Annotated in this window: 19 protein-coding genes; 7 read left to right on the top strand and 12 right to left on the bottom strand. The window is 72.1% G+C overall.

The window, feature by feature from the left end:
* Positions 1 to 25 precede the first annotated feature (25 nt).
* Positions 26 to 652, top strand: coding sequence for a TetR/AcrR family transcriptional regulator (locus tag M8C13_RS13810; protein ID WP_252480956.1), 627 nt, complete (start codon positions 26 to 28; stop codon positions 650 to 652).
* On the top strand, positions 652 to 2,163 hold the full coding sequence (locus M8C13_RS13805) for an FAD-dependent monooxygenase (protein ID WP_252480955.1): 1,512 nt from the start codon (positions 652 to 654) through the stop codon (positions 2,161 to 2,163). The genes M8C13_RS13810 and M8C13_RS13805 overlap by 1 nt, the downstream gene beginning before the upstream one ends.
* A 10-nt stretch (positions 2,164 to 2,173) precedes the next feature.
* Here the strand turns inward: M8C13_RS13805 and M8C13_RS13800 are convergent, their stop codons facing one another.
* Together M8C13_RS13800 and M8C13_RS13795 are read right to left on the bottom strand one after the other, a co-directional pair.
* Positions 2,174 to 6,016, bottom strand: a complete 3,843-nt coding sequence (locus tag M8C13_RS13800) for a hypothetical protein (RefSeq protein WP_252480954.1) — start codon at positions 6,014 to 6,016, stop codon at positions 2,174 to 2,176.
* A gap of 326 nt (positions 6,017 to 6,342) precedes the next feature.
* Positions 6,343 to 8,529 carry a glycoside hydrolase family 9 protein gene (locus tag M8C13_RS13795; protein WP_252480953.1) on the bottom strand — a complete coding sequence of 729 codons (2,187 nt, stop codon included), beginning with the start codon at positions 8,527 to 8,529 and terminating at the stop codon, positions 6,343 to 6,345.
* A gap of 209 nt (positions 8,530 to 8,738) precedes the next feature.
* On the opposite strand from M8C13_RS13795, the gene M8C13_RS13790 reads away from it, so the two are divergent.
* From M8C13_RS13790 to M8C13_RS13780, 3 genes are all read left to right on the top strand, one after another.
* The gene (locus M8C13_RS13790; RefSeq protein ID WP_252480952.1) at positions 8,739 to 9,740 is read left to right on the top strand and encodes a LacI family DNA-binding transcriptional regulator; all 1,002 of its coding nucleotides are present in this window, start codon (positions 8,739 to 8,741) and stop codon (positions 9,738 to 9,740) included.
* A gap of 107 nt (positions 9,741 to 9,847) precedes the next feature.
* Complete coding sequence (locus M8C13_RS13785) at positions 9,848 to 11,314, top strand: ABC transporter substrate-binding protein/permease (protein ID WP_252480951.1); 1,467 nt, start codon at positions 9,848 to 9,850, stop codon at positions 11,312 to 11,314.
* Positions 11,311 to 12,078, top strand: a complete 768-nt coding sequence (locus M8C13_RS13780; RefSeq protein WP_252480950.1) for an amino acid ABC transporter ATP-binding protein — start codon at positions 11,311 to 11,313, stop codon at positions 12,076 to 12,078. The genes M8C13_RS13785 and M8C13_RS13780 overlap by 4 nt, the downstream gene beginning before the upstream one ends.
* Before the next feature lie 6 nt (positions 12,079 to 12,084).
* On the opposite strand, the gene M8C13_RS13775 is transcribed toward M8C13_RS13780, so the two are convergent.
* The 8 genes from M8C13_RS13775 to M8C13_RS13735 form a co-directional block, all read right to left on the bottom strand.
* Positions 12,085 to 13,974, bottom strand: coding sequence for a DUF2264 domain-containing protein (locus M8C13_RS13775; RefSeq protein WP_252480949.1), 1,890 nt, complete (start codon positions 13,972 to 13,974; stop codon positions 12,085 to 12,087).
* Positions 13,971 to 14,966 (bottom strand): hydroxyacid dehydrogenase, encoded by a 996-nt coding sequence (locus tag M8C13_RS13770; protein WP_252480948.1) that lies wholly within the window; start codon positions 14,964 to 14,966, stop codon positions 13,971 to 13,973. The genes M8C13_RS13775 and M8C13_RS13770 overlap by 4 nt, the downstream gene beginning before the upstream one ends.
* The gene (locus tag M8C13_RS13765) at positions 14,963 to 15,829 is read right to left on the bottom strand and encodes a carbohydrate ABC transporter permease (RefSeq protein WP_252480947.1); all 867 of its coding nucleotides are present in this window, start codon (positions 15,827 to 15,829) and stop codon (positions 14,963 to 14,965) included. The genes M8C13_RS13770 and M8C13_RS13765 overlap by 4 nt, the downstream gene beginning before the upstream one ends.
* Positions 15,826 to 16,719 (bottom strand): carbohydrate ABC transporter permease, encoded by an 894-nt coding sequence (locus M8C13_RS13760; RefSeq protein WP_252480946.1) that lies wholly within the window; start codon positions 16,717 to 16,719, stop codon positions 15,826 to 15,828. The genes M8C13_RS13765 and M8C13_RS13760 overlap by 4 nt, the downstream gene beginning before the upstream one ends.
* Complete coding sequence (locus M8C13_RS13755) at positions 16,716 to 18,041, bottom strand: ABC transporter substrate-binding protein (protein ID WP_252480945.1); 1,326 nt, start codon at positions 18,039 to 18,041, stop codon at positions 16,716 to 16,718. Before M8C13_RS13755 ends, M8C13_RS13760 begins: the two co-directional genes overlap by 4 nt.
* A gap of 97 nt (positions 18,042 to 18,138) precedes the next feature.
* A complete protein-coding gene (locus tag M8C13_RS44500; protein WP_256509018.1) occupies positions 18,139 to 19,818 on the bottom strand; it encodes a substrate-binding domain-containing protein in 1,680 nt (559 codons plus the stop codon).
* A 122-nt stretch (positions 19,819 to 19,940) separates the two neighbouring features.
* Complete coding sequence (locus M8C13_RS13740) at positions 19,941 to 21,803, bottom strand: ABC transporter ATP-binding protein (RefSeq protein ID WP_374213069.1); 1,863 nt, start codon at positions 21,801 to 21,803, stop codon at positions 19,941 to 19,943.
* Positions 21,800 to 23,533, bottom strand: a complete 1,734-nt coding sequence (locus tag M8C13_RS13735) for an ABC transporter ATP-binding protein (RefSeq protein WP_252480944.1) — start codon at positions 23,531 to 23,533, stop codon at positions 21,800 to 21,802. Before M8C13_RS13735 ends, M8C13_RS13740 begins: the two co-directional genes overlap by 4 nt.
* Positions 23,534 to 23,620: 87 nt before the next feature.
* Here M8C13_RS13735 and M8C13_RS13730 point away from each other — a divergent pair, with 87 nt between their 5' ends.
* The gene (locus M8C13_RS13730) at positions 23,621 to 24,223 is read left to right on the top strand and encodes a TetR/AcrR family transcriptional regulator (RefSeq protein WP_252480943.1); all 603 of its coding nucleotides are present in this window, start codon (positions 23,621 to 23,623) and stop codon (positions 24,221 to 24,223) included.
* Here M8C13_RS13730 and M8C13_RS13725 read toward each other — a convergent pair.
* Entirely contained in the window at positions 24,210 to 25,001 is a 792-nt protein-coding gene (locus M8C13_RS13725; protein WP_252480942.1) for an isocitrate lyase/phosphoenolpyruvate mutase family protein, read from the bottom strand. The genes M8C13_RS13730 and M8C13_RS13725 overlap by 14 nt on opposite strands.
* A 68-nt stretch (positions 25,002 to 25,069) precedes the next feature.
* Between M8C13_RS13725 and M8C13_RS13720 the strand changes: the two genes are divergently transcribed.
* Positions 25,070 to 26,017 (top strand): DUF5937 family protein, encoded by a 948-nt coding sequence (locus M8C13_RS13720; RefSeq protein ID WP_252480941.1) that lies wholly within the window; start codon positions 25,070 to 25,072, stop codon positions 26,015 to 26,017.
* On the opposite strand, the gene M8C13_RS13715 is transcribed toward M8C13_RS13720, so the two are convergent.
* On the bottom strand, positions 26,014 to 26,604 hold the full coding sequence (locus M8C13_RS13715; RefSeq protein WP_252480940.1) for a TetR/AcrR family transcriptional regulator: 591 nt from the start codon (positions 26,602 to 26,604) through the stop codon (positions 26,014 to 26,016). The genes M8C13_RS13720 and M8C13_RS13715 overlap by 4 nt on opposite strands.
* Positions 26,605 to 26,629: the final 25 nt, after the last annotated feature.

The raw sequence follows: 26,629 nt of genomic DNA, 5'->3' as shown, positions 1-26,629 counted from the left end.
GGCAAGATTTGCTAGCGTGGCCGCCATGGATGACCTGGGGTTGCGCGAGCGGAAGAAGCGGCAGACCCGGCTCGCGCTGAGCCAGGCCGCGATCCGGCTGACCGTGGCACGCGGCTGGGAGTCGGTGACCATCGAGGACATCGCCGCGGAGGCGGATGTCTCGGTGCGCACCTTCCGCAACTACTTCGGCGGCAAGGCCGAGGCGGTCGCGGCCAGCCAGCTGGACCGCGGCCTGCGGATCGCGGCCGAGCTGCGCGAACGACCGGCGGCGGAACCGCTGTGGACCGCGCTGACCGCGGTGGTGCGCGCGCAGTACGCCACCCCGCCGGTGGCCGGGCCGGAGCCGGAACGGGATGAGCGCTGGCTGAGCGGGTTGCGCGCGGTGCTGGCGGTGCCCGCGGTGCAGGCCGAGGTGCAGCGGGCGAACCTGCTGGCCCAGGAGGAACTGGCCGCGGCGATCGCCGAACGGGCCGGACTCGGGGCGGCGGAGGTGTACCCGCGGCTGGTCGCGGCCGTGGTCGGCGCGGGCAGCTCGGTGGCGGTGGCCCAGTGGCTGCGCACCGACCCGCTCGGCTCGGTGGTCCCGGTGCTGGACGAGGTGTTCGAGCACATCCGGGCCGGGTTGCCCGTGCCCGCCAAGGGGGATGCGTGATGACGGTGGACGTGGTGATCGCCGGGGGCGGCCCGAACGGGCTGATGCTGGCCGCCGAGCTGGGCCTGGCCGGGATCCGGTCGGTGGTGCTGGAGAGCCTGCCCGAACCCAGCCAGGAGCCCAAGGCCAACGGACTGCTCGGTCAGGTGGTCCGGCTGGTGGACCACCGGGGGCTGCACGAGCCGCTCACCGGCAGCCCGGAACCGCCGCGCCCCAACAACGGCTACTTCATGTTCGCCGCCCTGCCCCTCGACCTCAGCGGCCTGTCCCCCAGCCCGGTCCACAACCTGCCCGCGCCGCAGCAGCAGATCGTCGGCGCGCTGACCGGCCGGGCGGCAGAGCTGGGCGCGGAGATCCGCTGGGGACACCGGATCACCGGGCTCACTCAAAACGAGGACGGCGTCACCGTTGAGGTGGACGGACCGGAGGGCGGCTACCGGCTCACCGCCCGCTACCTGGTGGGGGCCGACGGCGCGCACAGCGTCACCCGCAAGCTGCTCGGCATCGGCTTCCCCGGCCTCGCGCAGGACCGCGCCACCAGCCGGACGGCCCACGCCGAGGTGCCCGCGGACTGGGTCGATGCGGCCACCGGCGTCCTGCACGTGCCCGGATTTGGCGCGGTGCGGCCGTTCCTGCCGGTGCGCACCGAACACGGCGGCTTCTCCTACGCCCCGCTGCCCGGCCAGCCCGCGATCGTGAGCACCGCCGAATGGGACCAGCCGCCTGCCGAAGAGCCGATGACCCTGGCCGAGCTCGAGGCCAGCGCCCGCCGCGTGCTCGGCGCGGACCTGCCGCTGCGCCCCGCCCCCGGCGGCACCCTGCTGCGCAGGCTCCCCGGCAGCCACACCCGGGTCGCCGACCGGTACCGGCAGGGCCGGGTGTTCCTGGTCGGCGACGCCGCGCACGTCTTCGCCGCGGGCGGGCAGGGCCTCAACATCGGCCTGACCGACGCGGTGAACCTGGGCTGGAAGCTCGCCGCCGCACTGCGCGGCCAGGCCCCGCCCGGACTGCTGGACAGCTACGAGTCCGAACGCCGCCCGGCAGCGGTGCGGATGAGCCTGCTGTCCCAGGCCCAGTCCGCGCTGCTGGCCCCCGGCGCGGAGGTCACCGCCCTGCGCGAGCTGTTCGGCGAGCTGCTCGGCCACCAGAGCACCGTGCGCCACCTGGCCGAGCTGATCGCGGGCTCGGACCTCCGTTACGACACCGGCGACGCCCACCCGCTCGCCGGCCACTTCGCCCCCGAGCTGGACCTCGGCGGCCCGCGCCTGGCCGAGCTGGCCAGGACCGGACGGCCCCTGCTGCTCAACCTCACCGGCGAGGAGGACCCGGCGCTCATTCCACAGTGGACAGACCGGGTGGACGTGATCACCGCCCGCTGCCCGAACGCGCCGGCCGCGCTGCTGATCCGCCCGGACGGCTACGTCGCCTGGGCCGCCGACGAGCTGGATCCCGTTGCCCGCCAGGCACTCCGCACCGCCCTCACCCGCTGGGTCGGCGAGGCCCGCCGGTGACCACACCGCGTCAACAGGTGTTCTGCCGCGGCACCCCGGGCAGGTGCCGCTGCCACTGCTCCTCCGTCAACTGCCCGGTCGCCGAACAGATCCGCTCCACCGCCTGCCCGATGTCCAGGTTCAGCACCCTGGCGGTGTTCGTGCCGTCGCTGACGATCAGGCTGCGGCCGTCCGGCCGGAAGTGCAGGCCGACGCCCACGTTGTGCACGGTGCCGATCGGGCCGCCGATGGGGCTGGGGCGGGCCGGGTCCCGTACCCGCCACAGGCGGATCGAGCGGTCGCTGCTGGCCGAGGCCAGGGTCGCGCCGTCGGCGGAGAAGGCCAGGCCGGTGACCGGTTTGGTGTGACCGGCCAGGGTGCCCAGGGGCTGCGGGTTGGCCGGGTCGGCGACCTGCCAGAGGCTGATGGTCTCGGCCCGGTGCGGCACGGCCAGGGTGCGGCCGTCGGGGCTGAAGGCCAGCCGGTCGACCTGACCGGGAGCGGTGAACATGCCGCGCAGCACCGGGTTCTCCGGGTCGGTGACGTCCCACAGGCGGACGGTCTTGTCGTAGCTGGCGGTGGCCAGCAGCCGGCCATCCGGCCGGTAGGTCAGCGAACTGACCTCGGCGGTGTGGCCGGTCAGCTCGCCCATTCGCCGGGGCTCGCGCGGGTTGCTGATGTCCCACAGCCTGCTGGCCAGCTCGTTGTCGTTGACCGCGAGGGTGCGGCCGTCCGGGCTCAGCGCGAGCGGGACGGTGAACCGGGTGTCCACGCTGAACTTGCTCAGCAGCACCGGTTTCTCCGGGTCGCGCACGTCGAACAGCCGGACCAGGGAGGTGTTGCTGAGCACCGCGAGCAGGGTGCCGTCCGCGCTGAGCCGGGTCTGCGTCGAGCACTCGGTGCACACCCTCGGCTCGTTGATCACGGGCAGCTCGTGCAGCAGCCGGGCCGGAGCGCCGTCCACCGCGGACCACAGGATGATCTTCTGGTCCTTGCCGCCGGTGACGGTGAGCCGGCCGTCCGCGCTGACAGTGACCGAGTCGATCCGGTCGTGGTGGCCCAGCAGCAGCGCCGAGGGCAGGTTCCACAGCCGCACCACGCCGTCGGCCGAACCGGTGGCCAGCGTGCGGCCGTCCGGGCTGAACCCGACCCCGTACAGCCCGCTGCCGCTGCCGGACAGCGGCGGGCCCAGCTTGGTCACCGCGGACCCGTTGACCGTGTTCCACAGCTGCGCCACGCCGTCCGCGCCGACCGTGGCCAGGATCGAGCCGTTGTGGTTGAAGGTCAGCTTCCACACCGGGCCGACGTGCCCGGTGAGCTGGCGGCCCAGCGGGCTGCCGTCCTCGGTCCGCCACATCCGCACGGTGGCGTCCCGGCTGCTCGCGGCGATGGTCTTGCCATCGGGGCTGAACACCACCGCGTAGACGCTCTCGGTGGCGCCGCTGAGGTCGCGCAGCGGCCGGAACCCGCTGCCGGTGACCTGCCAGACCCGCACCAGGCCGTCATCACCGGAGGTGGCCAGGGTCTTGCCGTCCGGGCTGAACGCCAGCGCCCACACCTCGCCGGTGGTGCCTGCCAGGTCGCGGCCCACCGCCACCGGCCTGGCCAGGTCGCCGAGGTCCCACAGCCGCAGCGCCCGGTTGGCGTGCGCCACCGCCAGCCGCAGGGTGCCCGGCTGGAAGGCGATCAGGTTGATCTGGTTGTCCTCGCTGGTCAGCTCGGTCGGCAACAGCTGGGGCTTGGCGGGATCGGTGATGTCCCACAGGAAGATCTTGCCCTGCTTGCCCGCCGCGACCAGCAGCGTGTCCGAGCGGCCGAAGGTGACCGTGCTCAGCCAGCCGCCACCGGGGCGCAGTGGTTCGCCGAGGGGCTTGGCGTTGGCCGGATCGCGCACGTCCCACAGCCGGACGCTGCCGTCGTCGCCGGTGGTGGCCAGCAGCTTCTGGTTGGCGGAGAAGTCGGTCTGGTAGACCTCGTTGGTGTGGCCGGGCAGCAGGTCGGCCAGTGGCGCGCCCTTGGTGCTGAGCAACCTGGTGTGCACGGTCTCATCGGCCGGCCGCATCCGGTGCGCGGCCAGGGTGAGCTGGGCGGAGAGCGTCGGATCGCTCTCGGCCAGCCGGTCGGCCTCGGCCAGCACCTGCCGGAAGGTCGCGTCGTCGCGCTGCTGCTCGGCGATGGCCTGCTGGTGCAGCGCCAGCAGCGCGGTGGCCGAGGCCAGCAGCGCGAACACCACCACCGCGGCCACCAGCTGCCGCAGCCGCCTGGTCCGCCGCCGCTGCCCGGCCGCCTCGTCCTCGCGCGCCTGTTCGGCGGTGCGCAGGAACTCCCGTTCCCGCGCGGACATCGACTCCTCGTTGTGCACCGCCCACGCGCTGGCCTCGGCCAGCCGGACCCCTCGGTAGAGCGCGGCCGGGTCGCGGTCCAGTGACTCCCAGGTGTCGGTGGCCTCGGTGAGCAGCCGGTGCACGCGCAGGCCCTCGCGGTCGGCGGCCAGCCACTCGTGCAGCCGGGGCCAGCAGCGGATCAGCGCCTCGTGGCTGATCTCCAGCCCGTCCTGGTCCGCGGTGACCAGCCTGGCTTTGACCAGGCGGTCGACCACGTGCGCGGTGTCCGGGCGCTCGTCCAGCTCCCGGCGGTAGACCCGGCGCTTGGTGTCCTCGGTGCCCTCGCCGAGCGCGGTCAGCCGCAGGAACAGGTGCCGGGCCACGGTCTGCTGGGCGGCGTCGAACTCGGCGTAGATGCCCTCGGCGGTGCGCGCGATGGCGTGCGCGATCCCGCCGGCGGCCTGGTAGCCGGTGGAGGTCAGCGTGGTGCCCTTGCGCCGCCGCCAGGTCTCCAGCAGGGCGTGCGAGACCAGCGGCAGCACGCCCGGCTCGCCGGCCGTCTCCGCCATCACGGTGGCCACCAGCGCGTTCTCCAGCCGGTAGCCGCGGTCCAGGGCGGGCCGGGTGATCGCCTCGCGCAGCTGCTCGGTGGTCATCGGCCCGAGCAGCACCTGCCCGTCCTGCATGGCGGCGACCAGGTCGGCGTGTGCGGCGCAGTGGGTGTAGAAGTCGGTACGCACGCCGAGCACCACCCGGATCCGGCTGGTCGGCGCGGCGGTGGCGTAGAGCAGCATGGCCAGGAAGCGTTCGCGTTCGGCCGGGTCGGCGCAGAGGGTGAAGACCTCCTCGAACTGGTCCACCACCAGCAGCAGCTCGGCCTCCGGCCGGTCGGCGAGGGCCTGGCGGACCCGCAGGTGCAGGTGCTCGGGGCCTTCGGCGAGCTCCGCGCCCAGCACCGCGGCGGACTCGCCGGTGAGCGCGGCCAGCTGCACCGCGCACTCCTCCACCGGCTGCCTGCCGGGGGTCATCAGCAGCACCGGCGGCGGGTGCTCCGCCTTGCTCACGGTGGCGATCAGCCCGGCCCGCAGCAGCGAGGACTTGCCCGCCCCCGAGGCGCCGAACACGGCCAGGAACCGCCGCTGGGCCAGGCGGGCGATCAGCTCCCGCACGGTGTCGGCGCGGCCGAAGAACCGGTCCGCGTCATCGGCCTGGAAGGCGGCCAGCCCGACGTAGGGCGCGTCGGACTCCTGGACCGCGGGCTTGTCCGGCGGGCTGGCCGGCTGGGCGAGCTCGGCGGCCACGAAGTGCCAGCGGGTCTCCCATTCACCGGTGTCACCGGAGCAGGCCCGGACAAAGGCGAGGGTGGCGGCCAGGCTCGGCAGCCGCTTGCCACCGGCGGCATCGGCGAGGGTGGTCGCCGAGTAGTGCGAGCGTCTGGCCAGCTCCCGGTAGGTCGGGCCGCCCGCGGCCGCGCGCAGTGCTCGAAGATCACGGGCGAAGCTGGTCAGGGCGTCATCGCCCGGCCCCAGCGGTTGTTCGGTGCGTGGCATCCCAGTCCCCAGCGTGCAGCGGGGTTGTCCGGATCATGTTGTACGACCCCCGTCGGCGCGACACCGGACAACCTGAAGGCATTAGACATCAGCCTGTCGCTCCCGGTGCCGGGTCGCGACAACTCACAGAACACGCGCCGGCCGGAGGGGCAGGAGGCTGTCAGTTCCGGGCGGGCCAGGCAGCCGAGCAGGGCCGGCCGGCGCGTGTGTGGGGAAGGGGAAGGGGGCCCGCGCCGCGCCGAATGACTGGGGGTTCTTCGGCGCGGCGTGCCCGGCCAGGTGCCGGCTGGTGTTGATCACGAACTTGACTGGGTAACCCCGCGGCGTCAGCGAGTGTCGGCGAAGGCCGTCACCCAGGCGAGGGCGGAGTTCCAGTTGATCGCCACCTCGTTGGTGGAGTAGGAGCCGATGTCGTCGATGTAGCACTTGGCCGGGGCGCAGCCGGGCAGGTTCTGTTGCGCCACCGGGTCCTCCAGGCTGGGGTTGGGGCCACCGGCCAGCGAGCCGGACGGCGGGTTGGGCAGCGTGGGGTCGGCCTGGTTGGCCCAGTGCCGGTGGTGCTGGTTGCGGCTGTCCCGCTCGCCGTAGCCGGTGACGAAGGACTGGTTGAGCGCGTTGCGGCCCAGCAGGTAGTCCAGGGCTCCCAGCACCGCGTCCCGGTAGCGGGCCTCGCCGGTCAGGTCGAAGGCGGTGGCGATGATCACCGCGTTGTTGGCGGTGGAGCTGGTGGAGCCCCACACGTACTCGCCGGTGTTGGGGTAGCCCTGCGCGCCCTGGGCCCGCACCAAACCATCGGCCACCGACCGGACGCGTTGGCGCGCGGCGGCCACCCGGTCGACGGGGAAGCGCTGCGGGTGGCGGAGGATCGTCAGGTCGGTCAGGGCCGCGGTGTCCCGCCAGGAGAACCCGGCCGGGGTGAGCGCGCTGCCGAGGTGCCGCAGGTAGCCGGGATCGCCGGTGGTGGCGTGCAGTTCGGCCGCGGCCCAGGAGAACTCGTCGGCGACCTCGGTGTCGTCGTAGGGACCGCCGCCGACGCTCTCCTTGGGCGCGAACCGGTCCGGGTGGGCGCGGGCAGCCCGCCAGGCGGTGTCCGCAGCCGTGCGGCAGCGCTGGGCGAAGGCCTTGTCCCAGGTGGTCCAGATCCGGGCGCAGCGGGCGGCGGCCGCGGCCAGGTTTAGGGTGGCCGCGGTGGACGGCGGGTGCAGGTAGCGCGGCTGCGGGTCCAGGTGCGGCAGCATCGGGTGCCCGGTCCAGGCCAGGTCGTGGATCTTGTGGTGCGCCATGCCCGCGAGGGGTTTGCCCGCCGGCACCTGCATGCGCAGCAGGAACTCCAGTTGCCAGCGGGCCTCGTCGAGCACGTCCGGCACGCCGTTGCGCTGCTCCGGAATGCGCAGCAGGCCGTCCCGCAGACCGGTGGCGTCCCAGCGGGATCGGGAGCGTTCGTAGAGGTCCAGCAGCTGCCAGGCGGCCAGCGCGCCGTTGACCACGTACTTGCCGTGGTCGCCCGCGTCGTACCAGCCGCCGCGCACGTCCAGGGAGTAGTCGCAGGTGCCGGGCAGGCAGGGCACCGCGGTGTCGCCCCGGTTCGGCGCGATGTCGAGGTGACCGGCCGGCCGGGCGTGCGCCGCGCCCACGTAGGCGGCCTCGATCGGGATGCCGCTGCGGTTGTGGAAGAAGTAGTGCAGCGCGTCCCGGCGCAGGTTCTCATACGGCCGGGCCAGCAGGTCGAAGGGCAGACTGACCTGGTCGCCGACCGCCAGGGTGTAGCCGGTGCCCAGGGTGCGCAGCGCGGAGAAGTCGGCCAGGTGCACGTGGTCGCGGGAGGCCGCGTCCTGGCCGTGCACCCTGGTCTGGCCGCTGGCCACCACCGCGCCTGCGGCATCGCGGACCTGCCAGGGCTTGGGCTGCGTCGCCTTGTCCACAATGGACGCTTGTTTGCGGCCGTCGGCCGGGTAGCCGTGCTGGTTGACCCGGACCGCGGAGCCGTAGGTCCAGCCGCCGCCGGGCGGGATCACCCCGCCGGTGAGCGAGATGTCGTCCAGGCACAGCGTGTAGGGCGCGGTGGCGCCACCGGCCTGGAAGGAGACCTGGGCGTGCCGGCTGGCCACTGTGGACACTCCGGTGAACTCGAAGGTCCGCGGCGTCTCGGTCAGGGTGAGCTGTTCGTTGAGCGTGCTGGTGCCCGGTGGCGTGGCCAGTTGCAGGCTGGCCCGGATGGCCGCCTTGCCGCTGGCGGTGAAGCGGAGGGTGTAGGGCTGCCCGGCCTCCAGCGGGACGTCGTTCTGGCCGATCATGGCGTCCCACGGGTTGGTGGTGCCCGCCGGGATGTCGGCGCAGAGCCGGCCGGCCTCGATCCGGGTCGGTGTGTTCGCGCTGCTCCACCACGGGGTCTTGCCCTGGTCGAAGCCGCCGTTGAGCACACGCTGGTAGGGCTGGGCGTGTGCGGGCGGGGCCAGGCCGGTGAGCAGCACGGGTAGCAGCAGCACGGTGGCGAGCCTGCGGGTGATGGGCATGCCGGGGACCTCTCGGGGTACGGGCACGCCACGGCGTCAGTGCCGAATGGTGAGCCCTGGCGAGGCGGGCTGTCAACGGCTACATTGTCTGTAAGCGCTTCCAATTCCATCCCTGCCCACCGGGTCCAGCCACGGCGTCACCGCAGTTGGAAGGTGTGCAACCCTGCTGTCATCGCTTCCGTTCTCATCAGCTTGATAGGCTCAGGACCATGATCGGTCGGCCACCCACCCTTGACGAGGTGGCCCAGCGCGCGGGCGTGTCCACCGGCACGGTGTCCCGGGTGCTGAACAACGCCCAGCACGTCAGCCAGCGGGCGCGGCAGGCGGTCGAACGGGCGGTCGAGGAGCTCGGCTACGTGCCCAACACCGCGGCCCGCTCGCTGGCGGCGCGGCGGCGGGGCGCGGTGGTGCTGGCCATCTCCAGCGAGGACCCCGCCCTGTTCGCGAACCAGTTCTTCGCCGAGGTGATCACCGGCGTCAACGCGGTGATCGAGGAGACCGACCTGCAACTGCTGCTGGTCCTGGCCGCCTCCCAGCGCGGCCAGGACCGCTTCGGCCGCGTGCTGGCCTCCCGCGCCGCCGACGGCGTGCTGCTGCTGGCCCTGCGCGAGCGGGACCCGCTGGCCAGGCTGGCCACCGACAGCGGCCTGCCGGTGGTCTTCGGCGGCCAGCCGCTGGGCCACACCCCCCGGTTCTACGTGGACGCGGACAACCGCGGCGGCGCCCGGCTGGCCACCGAACACCTGATCTCCCTTGGCCGCACCAGGATCGCCACCATCACCGCCGGCACCGACCAGCAGGCCGCCCAGGCCCGCCACCTCGGCTTCCGCGAGGCCCTCGCGCTGGCCGGGCTCCCGGCCGACCGGTTGGCGCACGGCGACTTCAGCGAGGCCGGTGGCGCCGTCGCGATGGCCGCGCTGCTGGCCGAGCACCCGGACCTGGACGCGGTGTTCGTCGCCTCGGACGAGATGGCCGCGGGCGCGCTGACCGTGTTGCGCGAGCACGGCCGCCAGGTGCCCGAGGACGTGGCGGTGGTGGGGTTCAACGACGTCGTCACCGCCCAGCACACCCAACCGGCGCTGACCACGGTGCGCCAGCCGATCGAGGCGCTGGGCCGGGAGATGACCAGGATGCTGATCAGGCTGATGAACGGCGAGGAACCGACCTCGCTGATCCTGCCGACCGAGCTGGTCCGCCGCGCCTCCGCCTAGCTCGTCATCCCGCATAGTGGATCACCAAGCACCGCACCGCGGATCGCATTAGTCTCCCGCCACGGTGCCAGGTTTCCCGGCGCCTGCCGAAGTCGAGGGAGTCGCTGATGCGACACGTGCTCAGGGGCACGGTGCTGTTCCTGTTGTTGCTGGTCGTCACGGCGGTGCCGGCCAGTGCGGCGACCGCGCAGCCGGTGGTCCGGGTGGGCACCGAGGGGACCTATCCGCCGTTCTCCTTCCACGATCCGCGCTCGCAGCAGCTCACCGGCTACGACATCGAGGTGGTCAAGGCCATCGCGGACCGGGCGGGCTGGCGGCTGGAGTTCGTGGAGACCCAGTGGGACGCGATCTTCCCGGCGCTGGACGCGCGGCGGATCGACCTGATCGCCAACCAGGTCTCGGCCAACGAGGAGCGCAAGGCCAAGTACGGGCTCTCGGCCACCTACGCCTTCTCCCACGGGGTGATCGTCCGCCGCACCGGCGACACCAGCATCACCACGCTGGCCGACCTCAAGGGCCGCACCACCGCGCAGTCCAGCACCAGCAACTGGGCCAAGGTGGCCCGCGAGGCCGGCGCGAAGGTCGAGGCGGTGGAAGGGTTCGCGCAGGCGGCGGCGTTGCTGGCGCAGGGCCGGGTGGACGCGATCGTCAACGACAACATCGCCGTGCTGGACTACCTGGCCAGCACCGGCTCCACCGCGGTGGAGATCGCCGGGAAGGCCGGGGACAAGACCAGCGAGCAGGTGCTGACCTTCCGCAAGGACGAGCAGTCGCTGCTTGCCCAGGCGGACCAGGCGATCGCCGCGCTCAAGGCCGACGGCACCCTCGGCGGCATCTCGCGGAAGTACTTCAAGGCCGACGTCTCGGTGCCCGACGGCGGCAGTGCCGACCTCTCCCAGGGACGCGGGCACCGCAGCACCTGGGACGTGGTGGCGAGCACCGCGTGGCCGATGTTCGTCGGGCTGGTCAAGGTGACGATTCCGTTGACCGCGTTGAGCTTCGCCATCGGGCTGGTGCTCGCGCTGCTGGTCGCGCTGGCCCGGATCTCGCCGTACCGGGTGCTGGCCGGGCTGGCCAGGGCGTTCATCTCGATCATCCGGGGCACCCCGCTGTTGTTGCAGCTGTTCATCGTCTTCTACGGGCTGCCGCAGCTGGGGCTGAAGTTCCCGCCGTTCACCGCGGCGGTGATCGCCTTCAGCCTCAACGTGGCCGGCTACGCCGCGGAGGTCATCCGCTCGGCGATCCTGTCGGTGCCCAAGGGACAGTTCGAGGCCGCGGCCACCATCGGGCTCGGCTATTCCCTGACCCTGCGCCGGATCGTGCTGCCGCAGGCGGCCAGGACCGCGGTGCCGCCGCTGTCCAACACCCTGCTCTCCCTGGTCAAGGACACCTCGCTGGGCTCGGTGGTGCTGCTCACCGAGCTGTTCCGCCAGTCCCAGCTCGCCGCGGCCGAGAGCAACGAGTTCCTCGCCCTGTACTCCTTCGCCGGGCTGTACTACTGGCTGATCTGCGTCGGGCTCTCCGCCGCGCAGAAACGACTGGAGATCCGACTGAACAGGTACGTGGCCGCATGACTGACATCCGCATCCAGGTGCGCGGGCTGGCGAAGTCCTTCGGGGACAACGAGGTCCTGCGCGACATCGACTTCGAGTCCGCGCGCGGCACCTCGACCGTCCTGTTGGGACCGTCCGGCTCGGGCAAGACCACCCTGCTGCGCTCGCTCAACGCCCTGGAGATCCCCGAACGCGGTGTGGTGCGCATCGACGAGGTGGAGGTCGACTTCGCGAAGCTGCCCAAGGGCAAGGCCGGGCGCAAGGAGGGCAGCAGGCTGCGCGCGCAGAGCGGGATGGTGTTCCAGGCGCACAACCTGTTCCCGCACCGCACGGTCCTGCAGAACGTGATCGAGGGTCCGGTGGTCGCGCAACGGCGTCCGCGCGAGGAAGCCGAGGCCGAGGCGAAGGTGTTGCTGGACCAGGTGGGTCTGGGTGACCGCGCGGAGGCCTACCCGTTCCAGCTCTCCGGCGGGCAGCAGCAGCGGGTCGGCATCGCGCGGGCGCTGGCGCTCAAGCCGAAGGTGGTGCTCTTCGACGAGCCGACCTCGGCGCTGGACCCGGAGCTGGTCGGCGAGGTGCTGGCGGTGATCAAGGACCTGGCCGCGGACGGCTGGACGATGGTGGTCGTCACGCACGAGATCCGCTTCGCCGAGCAGGTGGCCGACCAGGTCCTCTTCCTCGACGGCGGCGTGATCGTGGAGCGCGGTCCCAGCGCCCAGGTGATCGGCGACCCGCGGGAGGAGCGCACCCGGCGCTTCCTCCAGCGGATCCTCGATCCCGGCTGACCGGCCTCACCGGTCAGCAAGGGCCAATCGCGGTTGCGCGGGCTCGCCGCTGAGCACCGGCGTACCCAGCTCGATCCCGATCCGGGAACCCTGCTCGCCCCACACCAGCTCGATCCGGTCCCCCGCCACCGTGACCTCGACGACCGGCGGCTCCTCCGGCGTGCCGCTCAGCGTCGCCAGCGCCACGTGCAGCGTGGTGCCACCGGCCGCGCCGACCAACCGCGGCACCTCGGCGAACCGGGTGTAGGCCGTGCCCAGCGGGGCCCGCACCGCCTCGGTCTCGGACCAGCCATGCAGTCCACGCAGGCTGGCACGCACCTCGGAGCCCGCCCCGGTGGCCCACCCGGTCAGCTGCACCTCGGCCCCGTGCGGCGCGCCGACCACCCGGTGCACCCGCAGCTCAAGCTGCCCCTGGACCACGGTGAGGCTCTCCACCCGCAAGCCGGGCACCATCGGCGGCCCGGCCGGGAACACCGGCCGGTGCCAAGAGGCCGCCCAGCCCCAGTCGCCCCCTCCCCCGGCGCCCAGCGGGCGGATGCGCCGCCGGACACTGCGCACCCCGCCGACCAGCACGCTGAAGTGGTTGTCCGCCACGTTGGTCTTCGCGGTCGGGCCGGTGTGCGTGGAGTAGGCGAGCCTGCCGTAGTGCGGATCGTCCTGCGCCGCCGACTCGGGCTCGTGCGGCCGGACGTGGTCGCTGCCGTGGTTGTGCAGCCGCACCAGGCCATCGGCCCGCGTGCTCTGCACCAGCAGCCCGGGACCCGGTAGCGCGACCACCCGGTCCGGTCCCTCGCTGGGCGCGGGCTGCTCCACCTCCGTCCACAGTGGATGCTCCGGCGGCGCGAGCAGGCAGAGGAAGGATTTCGAGGCCCAGTAAGGGGATGCCGGGCCGGAGTAGTGCTGGAGGGTGGGCTCGTGCGGGCCGTGCCAGCCCAGGCTGAGCAGGCCGTCCTCGGTGAGCGCGCCGCGGTCCAGGAAGTAGCGCAGCGAACCGCTCATCAACCGCCGGGACACCCCTGGGCGCAACGGGGTGTGGCCGGTGAGCGCGCCGAGCCCGACCGCGGTCACGGCAGCGAAGCGGTAGGACAGCGACCGTCCGAAGTGGATCGGCGCGCCGTTGCCGGCGAACAGCAGGGAGAAGCCGTCCAGGTGCTCGCGCAGCCGCGCGCCGTGCACGGTCTCGCCCTCCCCCGCCAGGTGCTGGTCCAGGACCGGGTACAGGTGCAGGGCCCAGCCGTTGTAGTGGTCGAAGGCGCGGCCGTCGCCGTCGGCGTACCAGCCCTGGCCGCGGTACCAGGTCTCCAGCAGCTCCAGCGCCCGCTCGCGGGCCCGCCGGGTGTGCTCGTCCGCGCGACCCACCGACTCCAGGAAACCCGCTACGGCGTAAGGGAAGAAGTACCAGTTGCAGGGCGCCGGCACGTGGGTCAGCGAGTCGTGCAGCCAGTCCGCCGCCCGGTCCTGCACCGCCGGATCCAGGTTGTCCCACAGCCATCGGCGGGTCAGCCGCAGGCTCAGGGCCACCGAGGCGGACTCGACCATGGGCTGGCCCTGCACGTCGTGGTCGCGGATCACCGGCCAGGACTCGGCATCCGCCCGGCCGGGGGTGGCGGTGCCGGCGGCCAGACCCTCGGCGTAGCGGCCGATCCAGCCGTGCGGATCCGCGCCATCCTGTCCGGCCACCCGGAACGCCGCGGCCAGGAACGTCCGGGCGTAGCCTTCCAGGCCGTCGGAGCGCACGCCGCTGCCCGAGGGCCTGCCGGGCAGGTCCAGCAGCGCCCCGCGCGGAGTGGCCCAGCGCCAGGCCGCGCTGAGCAGCCCGTCGGCCGCGGCCACCCAGTGGTCACGGGTGAAACCGGTGTGCGGACTGAGGTTCCGGTCCTCCTCGGGCAGTCTCATGCCAGACGGTCCAGCCTTTCGCGTCGTACCGGATGGGCGAAACCCGCGCCCGAGCTCCAGCGGGCGATCTCGGCCACGGCGTGCTCGGCCAGCCGTCCCCACTCGTTGCCCTGGGATCCGGCCAGGTGCGGGCTGATCAAGACGTTCTCACTGCGCCACAACGGATGCGTGCCGGGCAACGGCTCCGGGTCGGTGACGTCCAGCACCGCCCTGACCCGCCCGGCCAGTGCCGCCTCGGCCAGCGCGTCCTGGTCCACCACCGCGCCACGGGCGGTGTTGATCAGCGTGGCGTCCTGCGCCATCAAGTTGATCAGCTCCCGGCTGACCAGGCCCACGGTGGCCGGCAGCAACGGGGTGTGCACGCTGACCACGTCCGCGCGGGTGAACAGCTCGGCCAGTCCGACCGGTTCGGCCCCGAGCTTCACGGCCTCGGCGTCGGTGACGTACGGATCGTGCAGCAGCAGCCGGAAGTCATAGGGCCGCAACAGTTCCAGCACCCGGCGGCCGATCAGCGAGGCGGACAGGATGCCCACCGTACGTCGGTAGTTGCCCACTGAGTGCGGGGTGTCCAGCCACCGGCCGGGCTGCTCGATGCCGGCCCGGTACTCGCGGGCGCGCTCCAGCACCCTCTTGCCGCTCAACAGGATCATCGCCACGGTGTACTCGGCCACCGGCAACGCGTTGGCCGCCGCGGCCGAGGACACCTCGATCCCCTTGTCCCACACCGCCTGCGTGACGTGCCCGCGCACGGAGCCCGCGGTGTGCACCACCGCGCGCAGCCGGGGCGCGGTGGCCAGCACCTGTTCGGTCAGCTCCGGGCAGCCCCAGCCGGTGACCAGCACCTCCACCTCGGCCAGCGACTCGCCGGTGAACTCGTGCAGCACACCGGGAACCGGATCGCAGACCTGAGCGAAGGCGGCCAGCGCTTCCGGCCGCAGCACCGCCTCGGCGGCCTCCTTCGACATGGCGAAGGCGGCGCGCGGACGGTTCACTTGACCGCTCCCGCCGTCAGGCCGGATCGCCAGAAGCGTTGCAGCAGCATGAACGCGACGATGAGCGGCAGCACCGCGAGCAGAGAACCCATGATCACGAGCGGGTAGTATTCCGGAGAAACCGTGGCCGCGCTGTTCCAGGCGTAGAGGCCGAGGCTGACCGGGTAGAGCTTCTGGTCCGAGAGCATCACCATGGGCAGGAAGAAGTTGTTCCAGATCGCGGTGAGCTGGAACAGGAACACGGTGACCAGCCCGGGCCCGAGCATGCGCAGGGCCACCCGGAAGAACATGGTCAGCTCGCCGGCGCCGTCGATCCGCGCGGCCTCCAGCACCTCGCCGGGCACGTAGCCCTGGCTGAAGATCCGGCCGAGGTAGACGCCGAAGGGGTTGAACAGCACCGGGATGAACACCGCCCAGAAGGTGTTGACCAGTCCGGTGGCCGAGGCCATCAGGTACAGCGGCAGGGCCAGCACGGTCTGCGGCACCATCACCGCGGCCAGCACCAGGCCGAAGAGCTTCTCCTTGTGCCGGAACACATATTTGTCGAAGGCGTAGCCGCAGGCGATGCTCACCATCGCGCTGATCGCGGCCCCGATGCCGGCGTAGAGCAGGCTGTTGAGGTACCAGCGGCCGAACAGCCCGTTGTCCTCGGCGAAGATCTCGGTCAGGTTCTGCCAGAAGGAGAAGTTGGTCAGGGACAGCACATCGCTGTTGAACAGCGCGTCCCGGTCCTTGGTGGCGGCCAGCAGCAGCCACAGCACCGGCAGCAGCGCGTAGAGCACGGACACCCCGACCAGGGTGTTGACCGCGAACCGGCCCAGCAGCCCGGGTCGCAGCGCGACAGGCAGGTCGTTGGCGCTCATGCGGCCTCCCCGGTCTTGGCGGTGCGGTTGCTCCAGCGGGTGATGCCGTAGGAGAGCGCGACGGTGGCCAGCAGCAGGATCACCGAGGCCGCCGCGGCCAGGCTGTAGTTGTTGCGGGTGAAGGCCGCGTCGTAGATGTACATGCTCGGCGAGAACCGCGAGTTGATCATCGGCGTGGACTGGCTGAGCAGCACCGGTTCGGTGAACAGCTGCAACGCCCAGATCAGGGTGAACATCGAGACCATCACGATCGAGGAGCGCACCAGCGGGGTCTTCACCCGCAGCGCGGTGCGGATCGGCCCGGCGCCGTCGACCACGGCGGCCTCCACCACCTCGCGCGGCACGGCTTGCAGCGCGGCGTAGAAGATCACCATGTTGTAGCCGAGGTTGCTCCACAGCGCGATGTTCACCATGGACGGCAGCACGGTGTGCACGCCGAGGAAGTCGATGGTGATGTCGGCCTGGCCGAGCAGATCGATCACCGGGCTCAGGCCTGGGGTGTAGAGGTAGAGCCAGATGATCGCGGCGATGATGCCGGGCACCGCGTGCGGCAGGTACAGCGCGAGCTGCGCCGAGGCGCGCAGCCGGGCCGCGCCGGAGTCCAGCAGCAGGGCCAGGCCGAGCGCGCCGACCACCAGCACCGGGATGTAGATCAGGCAGTAGAGCGCGACGGTGAGCAGGCTGTTCAGGAAGGTCGGGTCGGTGAGCACGGCCGCGTAGGCGCGCAGGCCGATGAACACGGTGGACTCCGGGCCGAAGCCGAGGCCGGGCTGGTCATCGCTGAAGAAGCTCAGCCAGACCGCGGTGCCGACCGGGATCAGGAACACCACGGTGAACAGCACGAAGAACGGGGCCATCAGCAGTACGCAGGCCAGGCGGTGCGCTTTCACCGGCTCACCTCGGCGGCGGAGAGGCCGAGCGCGAGCAGGTCCGGCATGGTGCCGTTCTGCGCGTCCCGCACCGCGTCCAGCACGGTGCCCTGGCCGCCGCCCGCGCGGGCGAAGCCGTCCTGCATGACCTTGAGCGTGGCGGTCATCCGCGGTCCCCAGATCCAGCCGTCGCGGATCTTGCGGGCCTCCTGGTCGAAGAGGCGGTAGATGTCCTGGCCGCCGTAGTAGGGCAGGTCGAAGGCGGCGCTGCCGACCGGCACCAGCGCGGGCGCGGCCGGGTACATGCTGCTGGTGCCGCTGGAAAGCCTGGCGCGAAAGGAGTCCGGGTGCGAGACCTGCCACTCGATGAACTCCATCGCGGCTTCCGGGAAAGCGCTTGCCTGGGTGATCGCGAAGGTGGACCCGCCGTGCGTGGACACCGACTCCTTGGCCGCGTCGTCCCACTGCGGCATCGGCGCGATCCGCCACTGACCCTTCTGTCCAGGTCGCGCGTTCTTCTGCGCCCCGGCCTCCCAGGCCCCGCTGAGCCGGGTGAGCAACCGGCCCTGGCCGATCTGCGCGTCGGCGTGCTTGCTGTCCGCGGCGTTGGTGTAGACGAGCTGGTCGTCGATGAGCCGCTGCCAGTACTCGGCGACCCGGCGGGTGGGGGCGTCGGTGAGCGAGACCTGCCAGCTGCCACCGGTGGTGCTGAACCACTGGGCGCCCGCCTGCCAGGAGAACGCGGCGAACTGCGTGCCGCCGTCGGTGGGGAACAGCGCCAGCCGCCGGTCACCGGGCAGGCCGCGGGCCACCTTGGCCAGCTCGGCGAACTCGGCCCAGGTGCGCGGCACGGTCAGGTTGTGCTGGGCGAACAGGTCGGTGCGGTAGTGCAGCACCATGGGTTCGACGTCCAGCGGCACCGAGAACACCCGGTTCTCGAAGGTGGTCAGCCCGAGCGCCTGCGGCAACAGCTTGGCGCGCAGGCGATCGCTGACCAGGTCGGTGATGTCGCGCAGCACCCCGTCGATGGCGAACCCGGGCAGCTGCGGGTACTCGATGGTGGCCACATCGGGCGGGTTGCCCGCACGGGCGGCGTTGCTCAGCTTGGCGTACCCGCCCTGCCCGCCGGAGGGCACCTGCTGGAAGTCCACGAAGATCCGATTCTGCGACTTGTTGAACGCCTCCACCACCTGGCGGCTGCCGCGCAGCGGGGACCAGAAGGTGATCCGGGTCGGCCCGCCCGGCCCCGGTCTGCTCCGAGTGGTGTCCGGCCCGCAAGCGCCGAGCACCGGAAGCGCGGCAGCCGCGGCAAGTAACGAACGACGGCTCAGGCGAGCAGGCATCGGCGCCTCCACTGACAGTGGTCGAGACACCGAATCCTGATCGGCTGAGCGATTCAGGTCAAGAGAACGATCAAAATTCCCACAAACGCTCAAACGATCAGATACGTCGGGTGGATCCCCGCACCATGAGGTCCGGCAACAGCTCAACCCGCCGCGTCCGCCAGGGCTCGGGACTGGCCAGCCGGGTGAGCAACAGCTCGGCGGCCACCCGGCCCACCTCGGCCTTGGGCGGGGCGACGGCGGTCAGCGGCGGACTGCCCAGGGCGGCGACGACGTCGTCGTAGGCGACCACGGAGCAGTCCTGGGGGACACGAAGGCCGGCGTCGGCGAGCTGCTGGACGAGGATGAGGGCGTCGACGTCGCCGTGCAGGATGACGGCGGTGGTGCCACGGGCGCGGAGGATCGCGGCGAGCTCGCTGGGTGGAGTGGGGCGGGAGTCGGCGGGGATGGGGGTGTTGACGGCTCCCGGGCGGGTGGGGGCGGTTGGCCTGCGGTTCGCGAAGGGGCGGTCGGTTGCGCGGGGCGCGGTGGTGACGGACGGGGCTGTCGTGGGCGGGGCGGTCGCGGGCGGGGCGGTCGTGGGCGCGGCGGTCGTGGGCGGGGCGGCGGGGCTCGGCTCGGCGGCGTGCGGCGGGACAGCCGCGCCTGGCGCGGCGGTGGCGTGCGGCGCGGCAACCGCAGCCGGATCAGTGGCGGCGAGCGGCGCGGCAACCGCACCCGGATCAGTGGCGGCGAGCGGCGCGGCAGCTGCGCCTGGCTCGATGCCGGTCTGCGGCCAAGCCGCCGCGCCCCGCACGGCGGTGGTGTGCGGCGCGGCCACCGCGCCCGGCCCGGTGACGACATGCGGAGGGGCCGACCCGGTGACGGTCTGCGGCGCGGCTGCCGCGCCCGGATCGATGGCGGTCTCCGGCCAAGCCGCCGTGCCCGCCGCGACAGACGTCTGCGAAACAGCCACCCCATCCGGCCCGGCAACACCCGCCACTCCCCAGCCGCCCGGCGCCCCTCCCCCGCCGCCCGGCACCGCGCCCCCAGCCCCGCCCTCCGGCCCCGGCCCGGCGTCCGCCGCACTGAGCAGCACCGTCCAGTCCTCGATCTCCGCCCGATAAGACGCGATCTCCGCGAACGCCGCCCGCAGCGCCCGCGCCGTCGGGCTGTCGTCCCGGGCCGCCAGCACGATCCGCCGATGCCCCAGCGACACCAGGTGTTCCACCGCCAGGTGCATCCCGTACCAATGATCAGTGCACACCGAGTCCAGTGCGTGCAGCCTGCTGCCCGGCCACGGCCTGCGCTCCATCAGCACCAGGGGGACCTTGACCTCGGCGAGCCAGGCGTCGGTGAGTTCCGCTTGGGTGGTGCGCCAGCGGGGGGCGATGAGCAGTCCTCGGATGTCCTGGGTGAGCAGGCGTTCCACGATGGGGTGTTCCGCGCCGGGGGGCTGGGGGGCGATGTGCAGGACCACTCGTTGGCCCGCGGCCTCCAAGGCCGTGCGGGCGCCGTGCATGGTTTCGTGCAGGTAGGCGTGGCGCTCGGGGACGACCAGGGCGATCGCGCCGCCTTCGGGGAGGGCGGGTGCCGGGGCTGGTTCGCGGGTGGTCAGGGAGCGGGCGACGCCGTGGCCGCGGCGGAGGGCACCGAGTCTGGCCAGCTCTTCCACGTCGCGGCGGGCGGTGACCACCGAGACGTCCAGTTCGGCGGCCAGGTCGCTGACTCGGACCGCGCCGCGGGCCTGCACGGCGGCCAGGATTCGCTGGCGTCTGGCCTCGCCCGGCTCTCGCATACCGGCTTACCGCCCATGTTCGTTTGATCGTTTGATCGAATCATAGCCAGGGGTGGGGTGAGTCGGTCAAGCGGTCGTCGATCAAGGGTGGTGAGTGGGGCGGTGGTGGCCGCCCCACTCGGTCAGCCGGCCGGGGTGAACTGGGCGGAGTACAGGCGGTGGTACGCGCCTTGGGCGGCCAGGAGCTGCTCGTGGCTGCCCTGTTCCACGATCCGGCCCGCCTCCATCACCAGGATCAGGTCCGCGTCCCGGATGGTGGACAACCGGTGCGCGATCACGAAGCTGGTCCGGCCGCCCCGCAGGTTGGCCATCGCGTGCTGCACCAACGACTCCGTGCGGGTGTCGACCGAGCTGGTGGCCTCGTCCAGGATGAGCAGCGAGGGATCTGCCAGGAACGCCCGTGCGATGGTGAGCAGCTGCTTCTCGCCGGCGCTGACGTTGCCGCCCTCCTCGTCGATCACCGTGTCGTAGCCCTCGGGCAGGGTGCGCACGAAGTGGTCCACGAACGCCGCCCTGGCCGCGGCCTGGATCTCCGCCTCGGTGGCCTCCGGCCTGCCGTAGGCGATGTTCTCCCGGATGGTGCCGCCGAAGAGCCAGGTGTCTTGCAGCACCATGCCGATCTGGCCGCGCAGGTCCTCCCGGCGCAGGCTGGCGATGTCCACGCCGTCCAGGGTGATCCGGCCGGCGTCCAGCTCGTAGAAGCGCATGATCAGGTTGACCAGGGTGGTCTTGCCCGCGCCGGTGGGGCCGACGATGGCGACCGTCTGCCCCGGCTGGGCGACCAGGGACAGGTCCTCGATCAGTGGGCGGTCCACTTGGTAGGCGAAGCTGACGCGTTCGAAGACGACCCGGCCCTGACGGTGGGCCGGCCGCGGGGCGTCGGCGGGGTCGGGGCTCTGCTCCTCGGCGTCGAGCAGCTCGAAGACGCGTTCGGCCGAGGCGACGCCGGACTGCATCAGGTTGGCCATGGAGGCGACCTGGGTCAGCGGCTGGGTGAACTGGCGGGAGTACTGCAGGAACGCCTGCACCTCGCCGAGGGTCATCGCGCCGCTGGTGATGCGCAGGCCGCCGACCACGGCGATGAGCACGTAGCTGAGGTTGGACAGGAACATCATCGCGGGCATGATCAGCCCGGAGACGAACTGCGCGCCCAGCGCCGAGCCGAACAGCTTCTCGTTGCGCCGGGCGAACTCCGCCTCGGACTCGCGCTGGCGGCCGAAGACCTTCACCAGCTGGTGCCCGGTGAACGCCTCCTCGATGTGCGCGTTCAGCGCGCCCGTTTCCTTCCACTGCGCGACGAACAGCTTCTGCGAGCGCTTGCCGATCCGGGTGGTGATCAGCATCGAGATCGGGATGACCAGCAGCGCGATCACCGCCAGCAGCGGGGAGATGGTCAGCATCATCACCAGCACGCCGACCACGGTCAGCAGCGAGATCAGCGACTGGTTCAGCGTCTGCTGCAGGGTGGTGGAGATGTTGTCGATGTCGTTGGTGACCCTGGAGAGCAGCTCGCCGCGCGGCTGGTTGTCGAAGTAGCGCAACGGCAACCGGTGCAGCTTGGCCTCGACGTCCTCGCGCAGCCGGTACACCACCCGCTGCACCACCCGGTTGAGCAGCAGGCCCATCAGGTAGCCGAACAGCGAGGCCACCAGGTACAGCCCGAGCACCCAGGCCAGCACCACGGCCAGCGCGCCGAAGTCGATGTGCGCGTTGACATCCCCGCGCAGCCGGGCCAGCACGCCGTTGAAGATGATGTCGGTGGCCTGGCCCAGGATCTTCGGCCCGGCCACGGAGAAGGCGACGCTGATCACGCCGAGGGCGAGCACCAGCCACAGCCGGAACCGCTCCGGCCGCATCCGCCCGAAGAGTCGTTTGGCCGAGGGCTTGAAGGTCTTGGCCTTGCCCATCGGCGGGCCCATGCCGGGCATCGGCCGTCCCATCGGTCCCTGCGCGGGCGGCCGGGCTGAGGTGGTCGTGGTGCTCATGCGGCCTGCTCCGGGGTCAGCTGGGACTGGACGATCTCCCGGTAGGTCGGGCAGCCGGCCAGCAGTTCGGTGTGGGTGCCCCTGCCGACGATGGATCCGTTGTCCAGCACGATGATCTGGTCGGCGTCCAGGATGGTGGACACCCGCTGGGCCACCACCAGCACCGCGGCCTGTCTGGTGTGCGGGCGCAGCGCGGCGCGCAGCCGGGCGTCGGTGGTCAGGTCCAGCGCGGAGAAGGAGTCGTCGAAGAGGTAGATCTCCGGTTTGCGCACCAGGGCACGGGCGATGGACAGGCGCTGGCGCTGGCCGCCGGAGACGTTGGTGCCCCCCTGGGCGATCGGGGCCTCCAGACCGCCGGGCATGTCGGCGACGAAGTCCTTGGCCTGGGCCACTTCCAGGGCCTGCCACAGTTCCTCGTCGGTGGCCTCGGGGTTGCCGTAGCGCAGGTTGCTGGCCACCGTGCCGGTGAACAGGTAGGGCCGTTGCGGGACAAGGCCGATCCGGTTCCACAGGGTGTCCGGTTCGAGCTCGCGCACATCGGTCCCGTCCACCAGCACGCTGCCCTCGGTCACGTCCACCAGGCGCGGGATCAGGGTGAGCAGGGTGGTCTTGCCGGCGCCGGTGCTGCCGATGATCGCGGTGGTCTGCCCGGCGCGAGCGTGGAAGGAGACGTTGTGCAGCACGGGTTCCGCGGCTCCGGGGTAGCGGAACTCGACCGCGCGGAACTCCAGTTCGCCGCGCCGGCCGGGGTCGCGGACCGGGGTCAGCGGTGGCCGCACCGAGGGCTCGGTGTCCAGCACCTCCTTGATCCGCTCGGCGCAGACCGCGGCGCGCGGGATCATGGTGGCGATGAAGCTGGCCATCATCACCGACATCAGGATCTGCAAGAGGTAGTTCAGGAACGCGGTCAGCGCGCCGATCTGCATCTGCGCCGCGTCCACCCTGGCCGCGCCGAACCACAGCACCGCCACGCTGGAGACGTTGAGGATCAGCATCAGCACCGGGAACAGCAGCGCCTGCAACCGGCCCACCCGCAGCACGGTGTCGGTCAGGTCGGCGTTGGCCACCGCGAACCGCTTGGTCTCACTGGGTTCCCGCACGAAGGCGCGCACCACCCGGACGCCGGTGAGCTGTTCCCGCAGCACCCGGTTGACCTGGTCGATGCGCTCCTGCATGACCCGGAACAGCGGCACCGTGCGCACCACGATCAGGCCGATCGCGATGGCCAGCACCGGCACGCACACCAGCAGCAGCCAGGACAGGCCGAGGTCCTCGCGCAGGGCCATCACGATGCCGCCGACGCACATGATCGGCGCGGCCACCAGCATGGTGCAGACCAGCACCACGATCAGCTGCACCTGCTGCACGTCGTTGGTGCTGCGGGTGATCAGGGACGGCGCGCCGAAAGTGTTGACCTCCCGTGCGGAGAACTTGCCCACCTGGTGGAAGACGGCCGCGCGCAGGTCGCGGCCGAGGGACATGGCGCAGCGGGCGCCGAAGTAGACCGCGCCGATCGAGCAGAGGATCTGCACGACGGTGACGGTCAGCATCCAGCCGCCGCTGGTCAGGATGTAGCCGGTGTCGCCGGTGGCGATGCCGTGGTCGATGATGTCGGCGTTCAGGCTGGGCAGGTACAGCGAGGCGATCGTGCCGATGAGTTGCAGCACGAGCACCGCCGCCAGCTCTCGCTTGTACGGCCGAAGATAGGTACGTAACAGTCGGTTCAGCACCGAATACCCCACAGAAGAAACGTTCCGTATCTTACCAAGTCAACGTAGACTTCCCGGCTAAGAAACGCAACGTACTTAAGGGGCAGCGTGAGTGGGCCGAAGTCACGACGCCGCGGTGAGCAGCTGGAACAGGCGATCCTGGACGCGGCATGGGCCGAGCTGAACGAGGTCGGCTACAGCAGGCTGACCATCGAGGCGGTCGCCGCCAGGGCGCAGACCAGCAAACCGGTGATCTACCGCCGCTGGTCGAGCCGGGCGGAGCTGGTGCTGGCCGCCTCGCACCGGCAGAACCCGGTCCGCACCCCGCACGAGGCCCCCGACACCGGCGCGCTGCGCACCGACCTGCTGGAGCTCTTCACGCTGATCGCGCGCCGGGCTGAGGTGATGAGCGAGATGATCGCCGGGGTGATGGGCGAGACCTTCCGGCATCCCGAGGTCACCGAGCTACTCCGCCAGCGGCTGAACAGCTCGCCGCTGGCGGAGACGATGACCACGATCGTGCGCAACGCGGCCGAGCGCGGCGAGCTGGCTCCGGTGGAGCTGACGCCGAGGGTGCTGCGGCTGCCCATCGACCTGTTCCGGGCCGACATGCTGGTCTGCGGCGGGACCGTCCCGGCGGAGACGATCGCCTCGATGGTGGATGAGATCTACCTGCCGCTGCTGCGCGGGCTGGCGGTCAGCGCGGGCTGAACAGGCCGTTGGCCGCGCCGAAGGGCAGTCCGTCGGCGAGCGCGCCGTAGCTGCCGGACTCCAGCAGCTCCCTGGCCGCGCGCTCGGTGGCGGCCAGTGCGGCCTGGGTGATCGCCGAGCCGACGCTGACCCTGGCCACGCCGAGTTCGCCGAGCCGGGCCACCTCGGGCGCGCCGGGCATGGCCATGATGTTCAGCGGCCCGTGCAGGCCCTCCACCAGCGCGGCGATGGTCGGCTCGTCGATCACGCCGGGCACGAACGCGCAGTCCGCGCCCGCGGCGAAGGCGGCGTTACCCCTGGCGATCGCCTCGGCGAGGGCGTCCGGGCCGCTGCCGCCGAGCAGGTAGACGTCGGTGCGGGCGTTGACGACCAGGTCGCTGTTGGCCTTGCGCGCCAACCGGATCCGCTCGGCGGCGGCCTCCTGGTCGAGCAGCGCGCCGTCGGCGGAGTCCTCGATGTTGACCCCGGCCACGCCCAGCTCGGCCAGCTCGGCCACGGTGCCGGCGAGGTCGTCGTAGCCGCCCTCGGCGTCGGCGGTGACCGGCACGGCGACCACGGCCAGGATGCGGCGGATGGCCTCGATCATGCCGGCCCGGTCCAGGCTCTGGCCGTCCGGGCGGCCGTGCGCCCAGGACACCCCGGCGCTGGTGGTGGCGATGGCCGCGGCGCCCGCGGCCTCGATGACCCGCGCGCTGGCCGGGTCCCAGGCGTTGGGCAGCAGCAGCGGGCGGCGTTCGTGCAGCCGCCGGAACTCGGCGGCGTGGTGGGTTCGGCTCACCACACCAGCTTGTCGGCCACACCGGCATCCGCCTATCGTTTTCGCTCCAGCTAAAACGAGGGTGGGTCGTGGTCGCGATCGGTTTCGCCGCACAGGGTGTGGCCAGGGTGCGACTGTCCGTGTCCTGCCTGTGGGAGGTCGTGGCCAGCCTGCGGGTGCTGCGCGGCGGCGAGGGCCGGGTGCTGCACGCCCCCTGGCTCGCCAGGACCGCTCCCCCGCCGCCGGACTCGCTGCTGTGGCAGCTGGTTCCGGCCGCGCCGCACTACATCCCGGACTTCCTCACCCCGCCGCCGCAGACCCCGGACCTGGCCGCCGAACTGGCCGCGCTGCGGGCCACCCCGGTCGCCGTGGTGCGCGAGCACCTGGACCTCTCCGGCATCCCGGCCAGCCCGGAAATCCAGGCGCTGCACCGGGATCCGGCCGCTGGACTGGCCAGGCTGGCCGAGGAGGTCACCGCCTACTGGGCGCACGCGCTGGCGGCGGACTGGCCGCGGATCCGGGCACTGCTGGACCGGGAGGTCTTCCGCGGCGCGCGGCTGCTGGCCGAACAGGGCATCGGCGCGCTGCTCAACGACCTGCACGAGTCGGTGCGCTGGGACGGCTCGGCGCTGACCGTGGCCAACAGCCACTGCCGCGCCCCGAACGTCTCCGACGGCCCCGGCCTGGTGCTGGTGCCCTCGGCCTTTGTCTGGCCCTCGGTGCTGAGCATCTCCGCGGGCGAGGCCCCGCAGCTGGCCTATCCGGCGCGCGGGGTGGCCGCGCTGTGGGAGACGCCCGCTGACACCGCGGAGACGCTGGGCGCGGTGCTCGGCCGGTCCAGGGCCCGGTTGCTGACCGAGATGTCCGCGCCGACCTCGACCACCGAGCTGGCCCGGCGCACCGGGATGTCCGCGGGCGCGGTGTCCCAGCACCTGAACGCCTTGCGCGGGGCGGGTTTGGTGGCCAGCCACCGGGCGGGCAAGGGTGTGCTGAGCGCGCGCACCGCGCTGGCCGAGGCGCTGCTGGCCGGTCGTTAGGCGCTGATCAGGGCGAGGGCGGTGTCCAGGCCCGCGACGACGGCATCAGGCGGGGTGCCCGCGGGTCTGGCGAGCAGGGCGAGGCTGACGCCGTCGAGCACCGAGCTGAACATCCGGGCCAGCGCGGCGTGGTCGCGGCCGGGCGGGATCTCCCCGGCCTCCTCGGCGGCCTGGAAGCTGGCCAGCAGGGTGGCCTGGAACTCCTGGTCCTGAGCGGCGACCAGCTCGGCGAAGCCCGGGTTGGTCATCGCCTTGGCGGCGAAGGCGAAGTACACGCGGGCCTCGATGACCCGCTGCTCGTCCAGGGGCAGCAGCTCGTCGGCGATGCGGCGCAGCGTGCCCAGCACCGGGGCGCGGAACGGGATCCGCCGGATCCGCTCGGCGGTGGCCGCTCCGGTCTGCTTGAGCGCGAAGAGCATCAGCTCGTCCTTGCCCGCGAACTGCCGCTGCACCATGCCCAGCGAGGTCCCGGCCTCGGTGGCCACCGCGCGCAGGCTGACGCCGTCAAGCCCGTCCCTGGCCACGATCCGGAGCAGGGCGTTGCCGATGGCGTGCCGGCGGGCGTCGGGCACGGTCAGGTTCTGCACGCCACCACTATAGCCGAGTCTGATA

Origin of the sequence: Crossiella sp. SN42 (genome assembly GCF_023897065.1) — a bacterium.
Taxonomy (GTDB): domain Bacteria; phylum Actinomycetota; class Actinomycetes; order Mycobacteriales; family Pseudonocardiaceae; genus Crossiella.
This window is presented reverse-complemented; position numbering and strand designations above follow the sequence as displayed.

What these genes read in the sequence shown, in the direction of transcription:
- M8C13_RS13805 (WP_252480955.1), top strand. Translation starts at nt 652, where the DNA reads ATGACGGTGGACGTGGTGATCGCCGGGGGCGGCCCGAACGGGCTGATG.
- M8C13_RS13795 (WP_252480953.1), bottom strand. Translation starts at nt 8,529, where the DNA reads ATGCCCATCACCCGCAGGCTCGCCACCGTGCTGCTGCTACCCGTGCTG.
- M8C13_RS13810 (WP_252480956.1), top strand. Translation starts at nt 26, where the DNA reads ATGGATGACCTGGGGTTGCGCGAGCGGAAGAAGCGGCAGACCCGGCTC.
- M8C13_RS44500 (WP_256509018.1), bottom strand. Translation starts at nt 19,818, where the DNA reads ATGCGAGAGCCGGGCGAGGCCAGACGCCAGCGAATCCTGGCCGCCGTG.
- M8C13_RS13780 (WP_252480950.1), top strand. Translation starts at nt 11,311, where the DNA reads ATGACTGACATCCGCATCCAGGTGCGCGGGCTGGCGAAGTCCTTCGGG.
- M8C13_RS13740 (WP_374213069.1), bottom strand. Translation starts at nt 21,803, where the DNA reads ATGAGCACCACGACCACCTCAGCCCGGCCGCCCGCGCAGGGACCGATG.
- M8C13_RS13785 (WP_252480951.1), top strand. Translation starts at nt 9,848, where the DNA reads ATGCGACACGTGCTCAGGGGCACGGTGCTGTTCCTGTTGTTGCTGGTC.
- M8C13_RS13755 (WP_252480945.1), bottom strand. Translation starts at nt 18,041, where the DNA reads ATGCCTGCTCGCCTGAGCCGTCGTTCGTTACTTGCCGCGGCTGCCGCG.
- M8C13_RS13765 (WP_252480947.1), bottom strand. Translation starts at nt 15,829, where the DNA reads ATGAGCGCCAACGACCTGCCTGTCGCGCTGCGACCCGGGCTGCTGGGC.
- M8C13_RS13775 (WP_252480949.1), bottom strand. Translation starts at nt 13,974, where the DNA reads ATGAGACTGCCCGAGGAGGACCGGAACCTCAGTCCGCACACCGGTTTC.
- M8C13_RS13790 (WP_252480952.1), top strand. Translation starts at nt 8,739, where the DNA reads ATGATCGGTCGGCCACCCACCCTTGACGAGGTGGCCCAGCGCGCGGGC.
- M8C13_RS13800 (WP_252480954.1), bottom strand. Translation starts at nt 6,016, where the DNA reads ATGCCACGCACCGAACAACCGCTGGGGCCGGGCGATGACGCCCTGACC.